Annotated in this window: 14 protein-coding genes; 4 read left to right on the top strand and 10 right to left on the bottom strand. The window is 64.7% G+C overall.

All coding sequences use genetic code 11. The annotated features are described in order from the left end of the window. Positions 1-73: 73 nt before the first annotated feature. From NLN62_RS00875 to NLN62_RS00830, 10 genes are all read right to left on the bottom strand, one after another. A complete protein-coding gene (locus NLN62_RS00875; RefSeq protein ID WP_254107034.1) occupies positions 74-1,582 on the bottom strand; it encodes an ABC transporter substrate-binding protein in 1,509 nt (502 codons plus the stop codon). Positions 1,583-1,605: 23 nt separating this feature from the next. Further along, positions 1,606-2,712, bottom strand: coding sequence for an ABC transporter ATP-binding protein (locus tag NLN62_RS00870; RefSeq protein WP_254113311.1), 1,107 nt, complete (start codon positions 2,710-2,712; stop codon positions 1,606-1,608). After that, on the bottom strand, positions 2,712-3,701 hold the full coding sequence (locus NLN62_RS00865) for an ABC transporter ATP-binding protein (RefSeq protein WP_027525490.1): 990 nt from the start codon (positions 3,699-3,701) through the stop codon (positions 2,712-2,714). Before NLN62_RS00865 ends, NLN62_RS00870 begins: the two co-directional genes overlap by 1 nt. Then, entirely contained in the window at positions 3,698-4,408 is a 711-nt protein-coding gene (locus NLN62_RS00860) for a DUF1028 domain-containing protein (RefSeq protein WP_254107033.1), read from the bottom strand. The genes NLN62_RS00865 and NLN62_RS00860 overlap by 4 nt, the downstream gene beginning before the upstream one ends. A gap of 18 nt (positions 4,409-4,426) precedes the next feature. Continuing rightward, positions 4,427-6,232, bottom strand: coding sequence for a gamma-glutamyltransferase family protein (locus NLN62_RS00855; RefSeq protein WP_027525488.1), 1,806 nt, complete (start codon positions 6,230-6,232; stop codon positions 4,427-4,429). 88 nt (positions 6,233-6,320) lie between these two features. Beyond that, positions 6,321-7,310, bottom strand: coding sequence for an ABC transporter ATP-binding protein (locus NLN62_RS00850; protein WP_027525487.1), 990 nt, complete (start codon positions 7,308-7,310; stop codon positions 6,321-6,323). Then, the gene (locus NLN62_RS00845) at positions 7,307-8,293 is read right to left on the bottom strand and encodes an ABC transporter ATP-binding protein (protein ID WP_254107032.1); all 987 of its coding nucleotides are present in this window, start codon (positions 8,291-8,293) and stop codon (positions 7,307-7,309) included. Before NLN62_RS00845 ends, NLN62_RS00850 begins: the two co-directional genes overlap by 4 nt. A 13-nt stretch (positions 8,294-8,306) precedes the next feature. After that, positions 8,307-9,278 (bottom strand): ABC transporter permease, encoded by a 972-nt coding sequence (locus NLN62_RS00840; RefSeq protein ID WP_027525485.1) that lies wholly within the window; start codon positions 9,276-9,278, stop codon positions 8,307-8,309. Between the two features lies 1 nt (position 9,279). After that, positions 9,280-10,260, bottom strand: a complete 981-nt coding sequence (locus NLN62_RS00835; protein WP_254107031.1) for an ABC transporter permease — start codon at positions 10,258-10,260, stop codon at positions 9,280-9,282. A 100-nt stretch (positions 10,261-10,360) separates the two neighbouring features. Continuing rightward, entirely contained in the window at positions 10,361-11,962 is a 1,602-nt protein-coding gene (locus NLN62_RS00830) for an ABC transporter substrate-binding protein (RefSeq protein ID WP_254107030.1), read from the bottom strand. A gap of 306 nt (positions 11,963-12,268) precedes the next feature. On the opposite strand from NLN62_RS00830, the gene NLN62_RS00825 reads away from it, so the two are divergent. From NLN62_RS00825 to NLN62_RS00810, 4 genes are read left to right on the top strand one after another with little or no spacing between them, the layout of a single operon-like run. After that, the gene (locus tag NLN62_RS00825; protein WP_027525482.1) at positions 12,269-12,526 is read left to right on the top strand and encodes a DUF6489 family protein; all 258 of its coding nucleotides are present in this window, start codon (positions 12,269-12,271) and stop codon (positions 12,524-12,526) included. Next, complete coding sequence (locus NLN62_RS00820) at positions 12,526-13,326, top strand: triacylglycerol lipase (RefSeq protein ID WP_254107029.1); 801 nt, start codon at positions 12,526-12,528, stop codon at positions 13,324-13,326. The genes NLN62_RS00825 and NLN62_RS00820 overlap by 1 nt, the downstream gene beginning before the upstream one ends. Positions 13,327-13,373: 47 nt before the next feature. Next, a complete protein-coding gene (locus tag NLN62_RS00815; protein ID WP_254107028.1) occupies positions 13,374-14,924 on the top strand; it encodes a wax ester/triacylglycerol synthase family O-acyltransferase in 1,551 nt (516 codons plus the stop codon). Between the two features lie 22 nt (positions 14,925-14,946). Next, positions 14,947-15,942, top strand: a complete 996-nt coding sequence (locus NLN62_RS00810; protein ID WP_254107027.1) for an alpha/beta fold hydrolase — start codon at positions 14,947-14,949, stop codon at positions 15,940-15,942. Positions 15,943-16,001: the final 59 nt, after the last annotated feature.

Genomic DNA, 16,001 nt, shown 5'->3' with positions numbered 1-16,001 from the left:
CTGGGTCCCGGCTCTGCGGTGCGGCGCTCGCGCGCCGCGCCGCGTCCGGGACACGAGCGGGTAGCCAAGCGCGTCACTTCAGCTTGAGGCCGACGACGCGAACGAGGCCGTCCGGCATCTGCTTGTAACCTTCAAGCCTGGTGGTGTGGGCGATGATGATGCGGCGGTGGTAGAGATAGAGGATCGGCTCCTCCTCCTGGACCAGCTTCGCCAGAGTCTCGTAGATCGCCTTGCGCTTGTCGGGATCGCTGACGAGGCGGGCCTCCTCGAGCGCCTTGTCGGCCTGTGCATTGTTCCACGCGCCATAGTTCTGCGGGGCATCGCTATGCAGGAAGATGTAGGAGTTGCCGTCGGGATCGACGCGGCCGCTCCAGGCGAGCACGAAGGCCTGATAGTCGCCGGCCTCGGCCTGCTTGAGCCCGGTCGCAAACTCAGTGACACGGATCTTCATGTCGAAACCGGCTTCCGCCGCCATCGACTGGATCACCTGCGCCGGCGTTTCGGTTTCCGCGCCTTTCGGCACCAGGAAATCGACGCTGACGGGCGGCGTCACGCCGGCCTCCTTCAACAGCGCCTTGGCCTTCTCCACATTGCGGGCGCGGACCGGAACGGCCTTCTGATAGAAGGGATGATCGGGATTGACCCATTGGTTGCCGACCTGAAACTCGCCGTTGAAGACGACCTGGTTGATCGCCTCGCGGTCGATGGCAAGGTCGAGCGCCTGGCGCACCTTGGCGGACTGGCTGAGCGGCCCCTTGGCCTTGTCCTTGCCGATGTTGAGCGTGACGCCCTGATAGCCGAGCTCGATGGCAGTGGCGACCTTCAGCCGCGAGTCGGCCCGCACGTCCTTCAGATCGGTAGCGAGCACGCGCTCGATCAGATCGAGCCCGCCGGATTTCAGATTGGCAAGCCGCACGGTGGAATCGACGATCGGCTGGAACACGACGCGGTCGATGAAGACATTATCCTTGTTCCAATAGTCGGCGAACTTCTCGAACACGATGCGGTCCTGCTGCACGCGCTCGACGAACTTGTAGGGTCCGGCGCAGACCGGATGCAGGCCGAACTTGTCGCCTTCGGCTTTCGCAGCCTTCGGCGAGACCATCATGCCGGCGCGGTCGGTGAGCTGCGCGAGCAGCGGCGAGAATGGCGCCTTCAGCACCAGCCTGATCGTGAGGGGATCGACCACTTCGACATGGTCGACCGAGGCGAGCTCGGGCTTGCGGAACGAGCCCGGGAAGGTGAGGTGTCGCTCAAGCGAGAACTTTGCGGCCTCCGCGTCGAACGGCTCGCCATCGTGGAATTTCACGCCGGGCCGGAGCTTGATGACGAGCGCCTTGCCGTCGTCTGCGGTCTCGCTGGACAACGCGAGCTGCGGCACGATGTTGAGCTTCTCGTCGATGTCGAACAGCTTGTCGCAGAATGCGGCGAACACGATGCGACCGACATAGGTGCGCGCCATGGTCGGATCGAGGATATCGGGGTCCTCGGCAAGGCCGATGCGCAGCGTGGTCTGGGCCTGGGCGGCGCCGAGTGACACCAGCAAGGTGGCGGCGGTCGCCGCGAGACGGAACATCTTCATTGCATCACCTTCATGGCTATCGGCTATCTCGGTGTGACCGGTGCATCTTGCATACCAACCCCGGAGGGGCCAGCGCCTTCCGTCTTTCGGCTGAAGGCTGCGACCAATTTCGCGAGCTCCGGCGACATAGCGTGCGGGGCGGGCAGGATGGCATCGGCCGGTGGCAGCTCCGCGACGCGGTGACATGCCGTGGCATGGCCGCTGCTATCAGCCAAAAGTTGCGGTGCCTCGCTGCGGCAGCGGTCGACCACGAACGGGCAGCGGGTGTGGAAGCGGCACCCCGTCGGCGGATTGAGCGCGCTCGGCATCTCGCCCTTGAGCAGGATGGTGCTTCGCTTTGCGTGCGGCTGCGGCAGGGGAATCGCCGACAACAGCGCGCGGCTATAGGGATGGCGCGGCGCGGCGAACAGTGCGTCGGCGTCGGCCGTCTCAACGATGCGACCGAGATTCATCACGGCGACGCGGTCGGCGATGTGCTTCACCACGGCAAGATCGTGCGACACGAAGATGTAGGCGAGGCCAAGGCGATCCTGCAACTCGCGCAGCAGGTTCAGGATCTGCGAGCGGATCGACACGTCGAGCGCCGAGACCGGCTCGTCGCAGATGATCAGCCTGGGCTCGACCGCCAGCGCCCGCGCAATCGCGATGCGCTGACGCTGCCCGCCGGAGAATTCGTGCGGATAGCGGCGCGCGAGCCTCGGCTCCAGCCCGACCAGCCGCAACAACTCGGCAACGCGCTCGCGGCGGCACGATGGCGGGACCAGGTCATGCAGCGCGAGCGGCTCGGTCAGAATCTGGCCGACGGTCATGCGCGGGTTGAGCGAGGCGTAAGGATCCTGAAAGATGATTTGCGCCTTTCGGCGGAAGGTGCGCAGCGCATTGGCGTCGAGCGCGAGCAGATCACGACCCTCGAAACGGACGCTGCCGGCATCCGGCTCGATCAGCCGCAGCACCAGCCGGCTGACCGTCGATTTGCCGCAGCCGGATTCACCGACCAGCGCGAGCGTCTTGCCGGTTTCGAGCGTAAAGCTGACCCCGTCGACGGCCTTGACGAGGGCCTTGGGCCTGCCGAGCAACGAGCGCTCGGCAACGAAATGCTTGACCAGATTTTCGACCTCGAGCAGCGCCATCACGACACCAGTTGCTCGAGCGGCGCGCGGATGCAGCGCGAGAGGTGGCCGGGGCTGACTTTCGCGAGTGGCGGCGGCGCCTTGGTGCAAGCCTGAAGCACGAACGGGCATCTCGCCGCAAAGCGGCAGCCGGCCGGCGGCTGCGCCATGTTCGGCACCATGCCTTCGATCGTTGCAAGCTGCTCGGCGCGGTGGTCGAGGCGCGGGATCGAGCCGAGCAGCCCGACGGTGTACGGATGCTGCGGCGAGGCAAACAATTCGTCCACCGGCGCGCGCTCGACGATTTCGCCGGCATACATCACCGCCACCTCGTCGCAGACCTCGGCGACGACGCCGAGATCATGGGTGATCAGGATAATGGCAGCGCCGCTTGCCGCCTTCAATTCGCGCATCAGCTCCAGGATCTGTGCCTGCAAGGTGACATCGAGCGCGGTGGTCGGCTCGTCGGCGATCAAAAGGCGGGGGTCGCAGGCGAGCGCCATCGCGATCATCACGCGCTGGCGCATGCCGCCGGAGAGCTTGTGCGGATATTCGTCGATGCGCCGCTCGGGCGAAGGGATATGGACGCGGCGGAGCAGCTCGATCGCCCGCTCGCGCGCACTCTTCCTTGTGCCGCCGCGGTGGCGCAGGATCGCCTCGATGATCTGGTCGCCGATGGTGAAGCTCGGATTGAGCGAGGTCATCGGCTCCTGGAAGATCATCGCGAGCCGGTTGCCGCGCAGGTCGCGCAGGCTCTTGTCGGAGCTTTGCAGGAGATCAACGCCATCGAAGCGGATGTTGCCGGTGACCTCGCTGGTCTGCTTCGGCAACAGTCCCATGATCGCAAGCGACGTCACGCTCTTGCCGCAGCCGGATTCGCCGACGAGACCGAGCGTCGCGCCATTGGCGACGCTGAGATCGACGCTGTCCACCGCGTGGGTGATGCGGCCATCGTCGCCGTGGAAGCGGACGCGCAAGCCCTCGATCTCGATGAGGGGCGCCGCGCTCATTGCTCGGTCGCGCGGGCGGCCGCGATGCGGGCGTCGATTACCGCGCGATCGGTGATCCCCGCGGGGTTCCGGCGCGTCGGCAGGGAATCGCGGAAGTGTACCCAGAGTTCGTTGCTGACCTGCTCGAGCCGTGCCAGCTCGGCAAGCGGATCGGGATGATCGTCGACGCGCAGGTCGAGCGTGGACCATTCCTCCTCGCCATGGATCAAGAGCGCAGCAGACTGCTTGCCGCGCTTGTCGCCGCCTGCGGCTTCGCCGGCGCGCATCGCCGCCAGCAGGCGGCGCGGGAAGGGCAGGCTGTCATTGGCGATGTAGGTCTTCGCCGTCTCGCTGAGGACATCAGGACCGGCAAGCATGTTGCCGGCAATGGAGAAGCCGCTTCCCGCCGTGTGTCCGCACCAGTCGATGCAATCGCGGCCGGTGTGCGACGCGACCTCGCCGCTGGCATCCATGATGTGGACCTGGCGGCTTTCACGGCCATCATCGGTCGCCAGCAGTGCCGCGAGCACGTCATGCGCATTCAGGGCTTCGCGCAACAGCTTGATGCCGTCGATGCCATAATAGGGATTGACGAAAGCCTGCGTCGCGATGGCGCCAAGGCCAGCGGCGATGAAGGGGACGCGCGCGCCGACGGCGAAGAAGCGCGTCGCAACCGCGATGCCGAATTGGCCGGTGGCAGGATCTCGGGCGATGATCGACCAGGTCATGTCGTGCTCGTCAGCCCTTCAGCGTCCTGCCGCGTAACCCTGCATGCCGCGCGGATTGGCGGCGGCGCGTCGGCGCACCCCGACCCGCGAGGCGGCCGTGAGGCGGCCCTCGGACCAGTCGGGGCCGACCTCCACGATATGCCCGCGCTCGCGCAAATTCTCGATCGTCGCCTTGGGCACGCGGTTCTCCACCACGAGCACGCCGGGGCGCGCGGTGCGCGGCCAGAACGAGATCGGGAAATGCTCGGAATGCCAAGCCGGCGCGTCGATCGCCTCCTGGAGATTGAGGTTGCAATGGACATGCCGCAGGAAGAACTGCGTGATCCACTGATCCTGCTGGTCACCGCCCGGGGATCCCCAGGCGAGATACGGCTCGCCGTCACGCAGCGCCATGGTCGGCGACAGCGTGGTGCGCGGACGCTTGCCCGGCGCGAGCGAGGCGGGGTGACCTTCCTCCAGCCAGAACATCTGGGCGCGGCTGCCGAGACAAAAGCCGAGTTCCGGAATGACCGGCGAGGATTGCAGCCAGCCGCCCGATGGCGTCGAGGACACCATGTTGCCGGCCTTGTCGATGATGTCGAAATGAACTGTGTCGCCGCGCACTTCGCCGAAGCGTCCGACTGTGGGCTCGCCGGCGCCGAGCGCGCCGACCGCCTCGCGCTGGCCTTCGGCGCGGCGCAATTTGACGACCCCGCCAAAGCCCTCGACCGAGCCGGGTCGGAAGTCGAGCGAGGCCTTTTCGGTGACCAGCTTGCGGCGCTCGTCGTTATAGGCATCCGACAAGAGCGTCGCGATCGGGATCTCGTTGAACTTCGGATCGCCGTAGAACTTTTCGCGATCAGCGAAAGCGAGCTTGGCGCATTCGATCTGGAGATGGATGAATTCCGGGCCCGTTGGATCGAGCCCGTCGAGCGCAAAGCCCTTGAGCAGAGCGAGCTGCTGCAGCGTGACCGGACCCTGGCTCCAGACGCCGGCCTTGCAGACGGTGTAACGACCGTAGTCGTAAGTCAGCGGCGTTTCGATCGTCGGCTGCCAACGCGCCATGTCGTCGGCCGAGAGAACGCCGCGATGCGGCGTGCCGCTGACGTCCATCACCTCCTGCGTCCGGCAGAACTTGTCGATGGCCTCCGCGACGAAGCCTTGCGACCAGGCGTTCCGCGCGCGCTCGATCTCGGCGTCGCGGCCACCGCCGCCACTTTCGGCTTCGCTGAGGATGCGGGCGTAGGTCGCCGCGAGTGTCTTATTGGTGAAGAGCGTGCCGGGCTTCGGCACCTCGCCGTTCGGAAGATAGACGGCGGCCGAAGTCGGCCAGTGCTTGCGAAACAGCTGCTCGACGGTCTTGATCGTCGCGCAGGCGCGTTCAACCAGCGGATAGCCGTCGCGTGCGTAGGAAATGGCGGGTTCAAGCACGTCGCGCACACGCATCGTGCCGTAGTCGCGGAGCAGCATCATCCAGGATTCGAAGGTGCCGGGAACGCAGGCCGCAAGCAGGCCGGTGCCGGGGACCATGTCGAGCCCTTCGCTCTTGTAATGGGCAATGGTGGCGCGCGCCGGCGCCGGGCCCTGGCCGCAGATCACTTCGGTGCGGCCGCGCTTGACGTCATGCACGATGATGGGCACGTCGCCGCCGGGGCCGTTGAGATGCGGCTCGACCACCTGAAGCGTGAAGGCGGTCGCGACGCCGGCGTCAAACGCGTTGCCGCCTTTTTCGAGGATGGCCATGCCGACGGCGGTCGCAATCCAGTGCGTGGTGGCCACGACCCCGAACGTGCCTTCGATCTCGGGCCTCGTCGTGAAGGGATCCGGATTGATGTTGCTGGCCATGGGAGATCACTTTTCTTGTTTGCGGCGGGCGCAATTGATCACAGGCAAGACCCGCTGCCAATTGCGCGGGCAGCATGGCACGCGCGCGTCACGCCGGTACCGGCGCGGAGTTGACGGCGTGGCAGGCAACGCCGTCGATCAGTTGCGGCGTCTCCTTTCGGCAGAGATCGAAGGCGAGGGGACAGCGCGGATTGAACGCGCAGCCAGGCGGCGGATCGATCGGGTTCGGGATCTCGCCCTTGACCGGAATACGCTGACGGCCGGACATCGCCAGATCCGGCACCGCGCCGAGCAGCATCTTGGTGTAGGGCATGCGCGGGCGCGCAAACAGCTCACGGCCTTCGGCGATCTCGACGATGCGGCCGAGATACATCACGCCGACGCGGCTCGCCATGTGGCGGACGACCGCAAGGTTGTGGCTGATGAACATGTAGGTGAGGCCGAACTTGTCCTGGAGGTCGCGCATCAGATTGAGGATCTGCGCCTGCACGGACACGTCGAGCGCCGAGGTCGGCTCGTCGCAGACGATAAACTCGGCGTCGGACGCCAGCGCGCGCGCGATCGCGATGCGTTGGCGCTGTCCGCCGGAGAATTCATGCGGATATTTCAGCCGGTCGTCGGGATGCAGCCCCACCAGGCTCAACAATTCGCCGACGCGGGCCTGGATGTCGCGCTCGCCCTGGATCAGGTCGAAGGCGCGGATCGGCTCGGCGATGATGGCGTCGACCCGGAAACGCGGATTGAGACTCGCATAGGGGTCCTGGAAGATCATCTGGATGCGGCGGCGCAGGCGGCGGCGCGCCGGCGCCTGCTTCGGATCGGTCATCGAGACGCCATCGATCTGGACCTGGCCCGAGCTCGGCGGCAGCAGCCCGACGATCATTCGTGCGACCGTCGTCTTGCCCGAGCCTGATTCTCCGACCAGCGCAAAAGTCTCGCCCTTGTTGATGTCGAAGGTGACGCCGTCGACGGCCTTGAGATATTCGAGATGGCCGCCTTCGAGCACCCGGTTCAGCCACGGTTTCGAGACGTCGAAGACGCGGCGCAGATTTTTGGCCTGGACGAAGGGCGCGCTCATGCTGCGCTCTCCGCAGGAACGTTGTCATAGAGGTGGCAGGCGACCGATTGCGCGCCTTGGACCAGCGGCTCGGGCCGCTCGACCCGGCAGCGGTCGAACGCAAAGGCGCAGCGCGGATTGAACGAACAGCCGCGCGGGATCGCCGACAGGCGCGGCATGGAGCCGGGGATCTGCACCAGGCGCTTGTCCTCGCCGGCGAGCGTCGGGATCGCGCCCATCAGGCCCTTGGCGTAGGGGTGCAGCGGGTTCTTCACGACGTCCTGCACCGGGCCGATCTCGGCGACGCGGCCGGCATACATCACCGCGACGCGGTCGGAGGTCTCAGCGATCACCCCCATGTCGTGGGTCACCAGCATCACCGCGGTGCCGTGGTCACGCCCGAGCCGCTTGATCAGCGAGATGATCTGCGCCTGCACGGAAACGTCGAGCGCGGTGGTCGGCTCGTCCGCAATGATCAGCTCCGGCTCGGCGCAGATCGCGAGCGCAATCACCACGCGCTGGCGCATGCCACCGGAGAATTCATGCGGGTAGCCGTCGATGCGCTTCTCTGGTGCGGGGATGCCGACCTCGGCGAGAAGATCGATGGCGCGGCGGCGGGCAGCCTGCTCGGACAGGTTCAGATGGGTGCGGATCGTTTCCACGATCTGGTCACCGATCTTGTAGAGCGGGTTCAGCGAGGTCAGCGGATCCTGGAAGATCATGCCGATCCGCTTGCCCCGGACGCGGCGCATCTCTTCCGGCGGCAGATTGTCGATGCGCGTGCCGGCGAGATGGATTTCGCCGCCGGAAATACCGCCGGGCGGGTCGATCAGGCCGATCACCGCGAGCCCGGTGACCGACTTGCCGGCGCCGGACTCGCCGACTACGCCCAGCACCTCGCCCTTGGCGATATCGAAGGAGACGCCGTCGATCGCGCGCAGCGTGCCGCGACGGGAGGCGAACTCCACCTGAAGGTTACGCACGGAGAGAACTGTTTCGGTCATGAACGAGGTGGACTCACCTGAGCTTTGGATTGAGCGCGTCGCGCAGCCAGTCGCCGAGCAGGTTGATGGAGAGAATCAGCGCAGCGAGCGCGAGGCCGGGGAAGGCGACGATCCACCATTCGCCTGCGAACAGATAGTTGTTGCCGATGCGGATCAGCGTGCCGAGCGAAGGCATGGTTTCGGGCATGCCCGAGCCGAGGAACGACAGCGTCGCCTCGGTGATGATGGCGAGCGCCAGGTTGATGGTGGCAATCACAAGGATCGGCCCCATCGTGTTCGGCAGCACATGGCGCAGCATGATCACGGGCGCGGGCAGGCCGATGAGCTGCGCGGCGGCGACATAGTCCTTGTTCTTCTCGACCATCACCGAGCCGCGCACGGTGCGGGCATATTGCACCCAGAAGCTCAGGCCGATGGCGAGCACCAGCACGCCGAGCATGCTCATCTCATCCAGCTTGTTGCCAAGCACCGACTTGGCGATGCCGTTGATCAGAAGCGCGATCAGGATTGCGGGGAAGGAGAGCTGCACGTCGGCCACGCGCATGATCAGGCCGTCGACGGCGCCGCCGAAATAGCCCGCGGTCAGGCCGAGCAGGATGCCGAGCGCGCCGGACAAGACGACGCCGAGAACGCCGACGAGGAGTGAGATCCGCAGGCCGTAGAGGATCGCGGAGAGCACGTCGCGGCCCTGCTCGTCGGTGCCGAGCAGGAACGGGCTCTGGCCATCGGCGGTCCACAGCGGCGAGATGCGCGAGTTCATCAACTGGAGCTGCGCTGGGTCGAAGGGATTTTGCACGGAGAGGAGCGAAGCGAAGATCGCGAGCAGGAAGAACAGCAGCGTCACCGCCGCCGCGATCATCGTGATCCTGGAGCGGCGGAACGAATAGAACAGGTCGCTGTCGAGCGCGCGCTTGAACCAGCCCGTCTGCGCCGCGCCGCGCGCGACGGGCTCTTCCGCCTTGTGCTGAACGACGGCCTCACTCATCTCAATGTGCCCGGCTGACCGTCGAGCGCAGGCGCGGATCGACGATGGTATAGAGGATGTCGACGACGAGATTGATGGTGACGAAAATCAGGGACACCATCATCAAATAGGCCGCCATGATCGGGATATCGACGTTCTGCACGGCCTGCACGAACAGGAGGCCCATGCCGGGCCATTGGAATACGGTCTCGGTGATGATCGCGAATGCAATTACCGAGCCAAACTGCAGGCCGGCCACCGTGATAACGGGAATCAGCGTGTTGCGCAGCGCGTGCCCGAAATGGATTGCCCGTGTCGTCAGCCCACGGGCGCGGGCGAAGCGGATATAGTCGGTGCGCATCACCTCCAGCATCTCGGCACGCACCAGCCGCATGATCAGCGTCAACTGGAACAGGCCGAGCGTGATCGAGGGCATGATGAGCGCCTTCAATCCGGAGAGCGTGAGCAGCCCCGTCGTCCACCAGCCGATACGCACGACCTCGCCGCGGCCGAACGAGGGCAGCCAGCCCAGCGTCACCGAGAACAGGTAGATCAGCAGGATGCCGATCAGAAAGGTCGGCAGCGAGATGCCGATCAGCGAGATCGCCTGGAATGCGTGAGCCAGCAAGGAGTCGCGGCGCAGCGCCGAATAGACCCCCATCAGGATGCCGCCGACCATCGCGAAGATGGTGGCGCAGATCGCGAGCTCCAGCGTCGCCGGCATCCGCTCCATCAACAGGTTCGTGACCGGAAGGCGGAACTGGTAGGAGATGCCGAACTTGAACTGCGCGGCATTGGCGACGTAGCGGCCGAACTGCACGATCACGGGATCGTCGAGGCCAAGCGATTGGCGGATCGCGGCACGTTCGGCACCGGAGGTGTCGATCGACACCATCTGGTTCACGGGATCCCCGGCGAAGCGGAACATCGAAAACGCAATGATGCCTACGGCGATCATGACGCCGACGGCCTGGAGTGCCCTGCGAAGCGTGAAAGCGAGCATTTGGTACCTTCACGTCTCTTCAGCGGTGCGCATCATTGCGTGACCCTAAACGGCAAGTCCCGGAAGCCGAGGCTTCCGGGACTTCACAACTCGTCGACACTTACTCTTCCTGCTTGGTGGCCCAGTAGAGCAGGACCTGGTTGTCCGCGCGCTGAACCAGTTTCACCTTCTTCGATACGCCCCAGGCCAGCGCCTGCTGATGCAGCGGAATATAGGCATAGTCCTTGTTGGCGATCTCGAAGGCCTGTTTGATCAGCAGATTGCGCTTGTTCGCGTCGGGCTCGACCAGAATCTGGTCAGTGAGTGCGTCGACCTGCTTGTTGCAGTAGCCGCCGAGATTGGCTTCGCCGCGGTTGGGATCCTTCGGATCGTCACGACAGCCCATGATGTCGTGCAGCACGTTCTGGGAGTCCATCGTGGCCGGCGTCCAGCCCAGCATGAAGAAGGAGGTCTTGTAGCCGCCGGGCTTCAGCACCTTGGCGAAATACTGCGCCTTGGGCTGCGCCAGCAGGTTCACCTTGACGCCGATGCGCGCGAGCATGCCGACCACGGCCTGGCAGATTGCGGCGTCATTGACGTAGCGATCGTTCGGGCAGTCCATCGTGACCTCGAAGCCATCGGGATAGCCGGCCTCGGTCAAGAGCTTCTTGGCGCCATCGAGATCGAATTTCGGCCGCGTGAACTCCTTCGACAGCGGATAGAGCTCCGGTGCGACCATCAGGGCGGACGGCGTCGAGAGCCCGCGCATGACGCGATTCTTGATCAGCTCGACGTCGATCGCCTTGTAGAAAGCCTCGCGGACGCGGATGTCCTTGAACGGGTTCTTGCCCTTGATGTTCGAGAACAGGAGCTCGTCGCGCGACTCGTCCATGCCGATGAAGATCGTGCGCAGTTCCGGCCCGGAGAGCACCGTCGCATTGGGGCTCGCATTGACGCGCTGGATGTCCTGGATCGGAACCGGCTCGATGACATCGACCTCGCCCGACAACAGCGCCGCGACGCGCGTCGCGTCCGAGGCGATCGGCGTAAAGATGATCTCCTTGAGATTGTGTTCCGGCTTCTTCCAGTAGTTCGGATTAGCCTTGAATACGGTCTTCACGCCGGGCTGATGGCTCTCGATCGTGAAGGGGCCGGTGCCATTCTCGTGCAATGAGGCGTAGCTCGGGGTCGTGGCGGCGACCGGCGTCGGTGCCACCGCATTGTTCGCCTCAGCCCATTTCTTGTCCATGATGTACCAGACGTCCCACTGCCCGTGGAGGATGGGGTTGGGCGAGCTGAGGACGAAATCGACGGTGTAGTCGTCGACCTTGACGACTTTGGCGTCGGCGGGGAGACGGTTCTGCAGGTTCGAACCCTGGGCGCGCACGCGTTCGGCCGAGAACACCACGTCGTCGGCGGTGAAGGGGTCGCCATTGTGGAATTTCACGCCCTTGCGCAGGTGAAAGCGCCACCGGGTCGGCTCCGGTATTTCCCAGCTTTCGGCCAGGGCCGGGATGATCTTCAGGTCCTTGTCCCGCTCGACAAGGCCCTCATAGACGTGGCCGAGATGGGCGTGGGTAGTACTTTCATTGAGCGTGTAGGGGTCGAGCGATTTGAGCTCGCCTTGGTTGGCGTAGCGCAGCGTCTGGCTCATGGCCGGTGAGACCGCCAACGCAAGCGCTGAGGCAAGCGTCATCGCTAAAAGACCCTGACGTACCGACATTCTTGACCCTCTCCACTCCGCCGTGCCGTGATTTTTGATTGTTCGGCCGGCTCATGATTCCATGTTGCCCAGAGTTTTTGCACCGTGCAAGCGCCATTCCAGCAAGGAACGCGCCAACTTCCGCCGCTGTGCAGCAATGCTGACCGATAGTCCGACAGATCGCCCGCCCGCGACATTCGACTTTTGATTGACCATATTGACCGAATGCGGGAGAGGCCATGTGGCGCCCACATCAGGTCGCTTGCGTCGTACCACAACTCGCGGTGATACTGCGGCAAGGCCGCCCGAATCCGATCAGGAGGGGACATGAAGGTTAACATCGAAATCGACTGCACCCCCCTGGAGGCTCGCCAGTTCTTCGGATTGCCCGACGTGGCGCCGATGCAGACGGCGGTGATGGACAAGTTGCAGCAGCAGGTGCTGAGCAACATCGAGAAGATCTCGCCGGAATCGCTGATCCAGAGCTGGTTCACCTTCGATCCGAAGATCGCCGAGCAGTTTCAGAACATGTTCGTGACGATGGCCGGTCTCGGCGGACCGCGCAGCGGCGACAAGAAGAAGTAATGAGGCTCGGACAGGATGGAGCGGAGGCGTCGTCCCGGCTTCGTCCGCCGGGCCTTGGTCTCCTGCTCGCGGAAGCGCGCGGCCTGTTCGAATTCAACGCCAGCCTCCTGTTGTCGCCGCTTCTGATGCGGGCGCCGAGGGGCGACGGCCATCCGGTGCTGGCGCTGCCCGGCTTTCTCGCCAGCGACCTGTCGATGGCGCCGATGCGCCGCTATCTGCACGAGCTCGGCTATGACGCCCAGGCCTGGCGGATGGGCCGCAATCTCGGCGGGCTGGCGCGCGTTCGCGACGCGCTGCGTGTCCGTCTGACGGAAATTCACGCCGCGACCGGGCGCAAGGTAAGCCTGGTCGGATGGAGCCTCGGCGGTGTCTATGCCCGCGACCTCGCGCTCCAGGCGCCCGACATGGTGCGCTATGTGGTCACGCTCGGGAGCCCTTTCGCCGACGATGTGCGGGCGACCAATGCGACGCGGCTCTATGAGACGCTGTCGGGCGAACGGGTCGAGGATTTTTCCGAGCTGCGCGAGGCCATCGCCGGCGACCTCCCGGTGCCGAGCAGCTCGATCTTTTCGCGCAGCGACGGGATCGTGCACTGGCGTACCTGCCAGTGTCGGCCTTGCGAGCGTGCCGAGAACATCGAGGTCTATTTCGCGAGCCATATCGGGCTCGGGGTCAACGCCGCAGCGCTCTGGGCCGTGGCCGATCGGCTGGCGCAACCGGAAGGGGAGTTCTGGCCATTCGACCGGGCGGGCCCGTTTGCCATTGCATATGCCCCGCCGGACCCTACAGTAGCGGCCTGACAAGAAGCGCCGGTAACGCGCCTGTCCAAGATGAGTCGGAGGGAACTATGGGTGACGGTAAGAAGCTGTCGTCGCTGGACGCGTCGTTTCTCTATCTCGAAACACCGGAAATGCCGATGCATGTCGGCAGCATGGCGATCTTTCGCCTGCCTGACGACTACAAGGGCGACTTCTTCGAAGACTTCAAGGCGATGATCGCCTCGCGGTTGCACATCGCGCCGATCCTGAAAGCGCGCCTCGAAAAGGCGCCGCTCGACATCGACCATCCCTCCTGGGTCGAGGACGACCAGTTCGATATCGACCGCCATATCTTCCGCGCCAGCCTGCCGGCCCCACGCGACCGCGCCACCCTCGAGCGCATCGTCGGCTGGATGCATGCCAAGCTGTTGAACCGCGCCCGTCCGCTCTGGGAGTTCTACGTCTTCGAGGGCATGAAGGGCAACGAGGTCGGCCTTTATTCCAAGATGCATCATGCCGCGATCGACGGCGGTGCCGGCGCGGCCTTGACCAACATGATCTACGACGTCTCGCCGATCCCGCGACAAGTCGATCCGCCGGTGGGCGGCGCGAAGCCAGGCCAGGAGCCGCGCGACATCGCCGCCAATCTGCTCGATTCCTACCAGCAGCTCTTCACCCAGCCACTTGAGGCTTCGCAAGCCGCCAAGAACCTGCAGTTGCCGCGCACGGGCAAGAGCGATATCGGCTCGATCCTGTTCGACAATGCGATGTACCAGATCGAAAGCGCGGTGCGCTTTGCCGGCAACATCCCGACCGTGCTCAAGAGCGTCTCCGACGTGCTCGGCAAGATCTCCGATCCGAACTCGCGCGAGAGCCTTGCCAGCATGGTGTCGCCGCCGACCATGTTGAACAAGTCGATCTCCTCCGAGCGCAGCTTTGCCGGCGTCTCGATCCCGCTGTCGCGGGCGAAGGCGCTCGCCAAGCAGGCCGGCGGCAAGCTCAACGATGTCGTGCTCGCGCTCGCCTCCGGCGTAGTGCGGCGCTATCTCCAGCAATACGGCACACTGCCCGCGAAATCGCTCACTGCAGCGGTACCGATCTCGCTCCGCGAGGAGGGCAACACCGAGGCCAACAACCAGGTGTTCGGCATGATCTGCTCGATCGCCACCAATGTCGACGATCCCAAGGGACGGCTGGAGGCGATCATCGCGCAGTCGACCAAGGCCAAGGAGATGTCGCATCCGCTGCGCGCGCTGATGCCGCAGGTTTCCAACATCTCGATGCTGGGCGCACCGATGATGGTGCAGATCCTGGCGCTGCTCTACAGCCGCTCGAACCTGTCGGACGTGCTGCCGCCGGCGGCCAACATCACGGTCTCCAACGTGCCCGGGCCGCGGCAAACACTTTATGCCGCGGGTGCCGAGCTGCTGCATATCTATCCGGTGTCGATCTCCACCCACGGCCAGGCGCTCAACATCACCGTGCAGAGCTATCGCGACCAGCTCGATTTCGGCTTCATCGTCGGCGCCAACATCATCCCGCATGTGCAGGTGATGTGCGACATGCTGCCGGAGGAGTTCGCCGCGCTGGAAGCGGCCTACGCGCCGCCTGCGGCAGAGGTCAAAGGCGCCGCCGAATAGGAAGTTTGCCAGGACATTTGCAATGATCGACATGCCGCCCCTCAAGTTCGTGCAGACGAACGGAATTCGCATGGGCTACTACGAGGCGGGCCCGACGACCGACAAGCCGCCGATGGTGCTGTGCCATGGCTGGCCGGAGCTCGCCTTCTCCTGGCGTCACCAGATCAAGGCGCTGAGCGAGGCCGGCATCCGCGTGATCGCGCCGGACCAGCGCGGCTATGGCGCGACCGACCGGCCCGAACCGGTCGAGGACTACGACATGGAACATCTGACCGGCGATCTCGTCGGGCTCCTTGATCATCTGAACATCGAAAAGGCGGTCCTCGTCGGGCACGACTGGGGCGGCTTCATCGTCTGGCAGATGCCGCTGCGGCACCTCTCGCGCGTCGCCGGTGTCGTCGGCGTGAATACGCCGCATTGGGACCGTGCGCCGGCCGATCCGATCGAACTGTTCCGCAAGCGGTTCGGCGATCAGATGTACATCGTGCAGTTCCAGGACCCCGCGCGCGAGCCGGACAGGATTTTTAGCAGCCGTGTCGAAGAGACCTTCGATGCCTTCATGCGCAAGCCGGCAGCGCGTCCTCCTGGCGCGCTAGCGGAGGAGCCGATCGCGGGCGTCGGGGCTTCAGCCCGGATCAATCTGGCATTTCCGCAGATGATTGCGAATTACGATGCCAGGCATGATCCGCGCACGCCGATCCTGTCGGCGGAGGAGAAGAAGGTATTCGTCGACACCTTCACCGAGACCGGCTTCACCGGCGGCATCAACTGGTACCGCAACTTCACCCGCAACTGGCAGAATTCGAAGGGGCTGGATCATCACGTGCGCGTGCCGTCGCTGATGATCATGGCCGAGAACGACGCGGTGCTGCCACCGTCCGCCGCCGACGGCATGGAAAAGCTGGTGCCGGATCTGGAGAAATATCTGGTCAGAGATAGCGGCCATTGGACGCAGCAGGAAAAGCCGCAAGAGGTCAGCGCCAAGCTGATCGAATGGCGTAGAAGGCGGTTTGGCTAAGCCGTCGTTGCGGGTCCGTCATTGCGAGGAGCGAAGCGACGAAGCAATCCAGATCTGTC

Source organism: Bradyrhizobium sp. CCGUVB23, assembly GCF_024199885.1.
Taxonomy (GTDB): domain Bacteria; phylum Pseudomonadota; class Alphaproteobacteria; order Rhizobiales; family Xanthobacteraceae; genus Bradyrhizobium.
The sequence above is the reverse complement of the archived record's forward strand: the minus strand, read 5'-3'. Positions and strand labels throughout refer to the sequence as shown.

Excerpts from the sequence above, each read along its gene's own strand:
- NLN62_RS00815 (WP_254107028.1), top strand. The coding sequence starts at position 13,374 with ATGGGTGACGGTAAGAAGCTGTCGTCGCTGGACGCGTCGTTTCTCTAT.
- NLN62_RS00830 (WP_254107030.1), bottom strand. The coding sequence starts at position 11,962 with ATGTCGGTACGTCAGGGTCTTTTAGCGATGACGCTTGCCTCAGCGCTT.
- NLN62_RS00865 (WP_027525490.1), bottom strand. The coding sequence starts at position 3,701 with ATGAGCGCGGCGCCCCTCATCGAGATCGAGGGCTTGCGCGTCCGCTTC.
- NLN62_RS00875 (WP_254107034.1), bottom strand. The coding sequence starts at position 1,582 with ATGAAGATGTTCCGTCTCGCGGCGACCGCCGCCACCTTGCTGGTGTCA.
- NLN62_RS00855 (WP_027525488.1), bottom strand. The coding sequence starts at position 6,232 with ATGGCCAGCAACATCAATCCGGATCCCTTCACGACGAGGCCCGAGATC.
- NLN62_RS00860 (WP_254107033.1), bottom strand. The coding sequence starts at position 4,408 with ATGACCTGGTCGATCATCGCCCGAGATCCTGCCACCGGCCAATTCGGC.
- NLN62_RS00870 (WP_254113311.1), bottom strand. The coding sequence starts at position 2,712 with ATGGCGCTGCTCGAGGTCGAAAATCTGGTCAAGCATTTCGTTGCCGAG.
- NLN62_RS00825 (WP_027525482.1), top strand. The coding sequence starts at position 12,269 with ATGAAGGTTAACATCGAAATCGACTGCACCCCCCTGGAGGCTCGCCAG.
- NLN62_RS00820 (WP_254107029.1), top strand. The coding sequence starts at position 12,526 with ATGAGGCTCGGACAGGATGGAGCGGAGGCGTCGTCCCGGCTTCGTCCG.
- NLN62_RS00840 (WP_027525485.1), bottom strand. The coding sequence starts at position 9,278 with ATGAGTGAGGCCGTCGTTCAGCACAAGGCGGAAGAGCCCGTCGCGCGC.
- NLN62_RS00810 (WP_254107027.1), top strand. The coding sequence starts at position 14,947 with ATGATCGACATGCCGCCCCTCAAGTTCGTGCAGACGAACGGAATTCGC.
- NLN62_RS00835 (WP_254107031.1), bottom strand. The coding sequence starts at position 10,260 with ATGCTCGCTTTCACGCTTCGCAGGGCACTCCAGGCCGTCGGCGTCATG.
- NLN62_RS00845 (WP_254107032.1), bottom strand. The coding sequence starts at position 8,293 with ATGACCGAAACAGTTCTCTCCGTGCGTAACCTTCAGGTGGAGTTCGCC.
- NLN62_RS00850 (WP_027525487.1), bottom strand. The coding sequence starts at position 7,310 with ATGAGCGCGCCCTTCGTCCAGGCCAAAAATCTGCGCCGCGTCTTCGAC.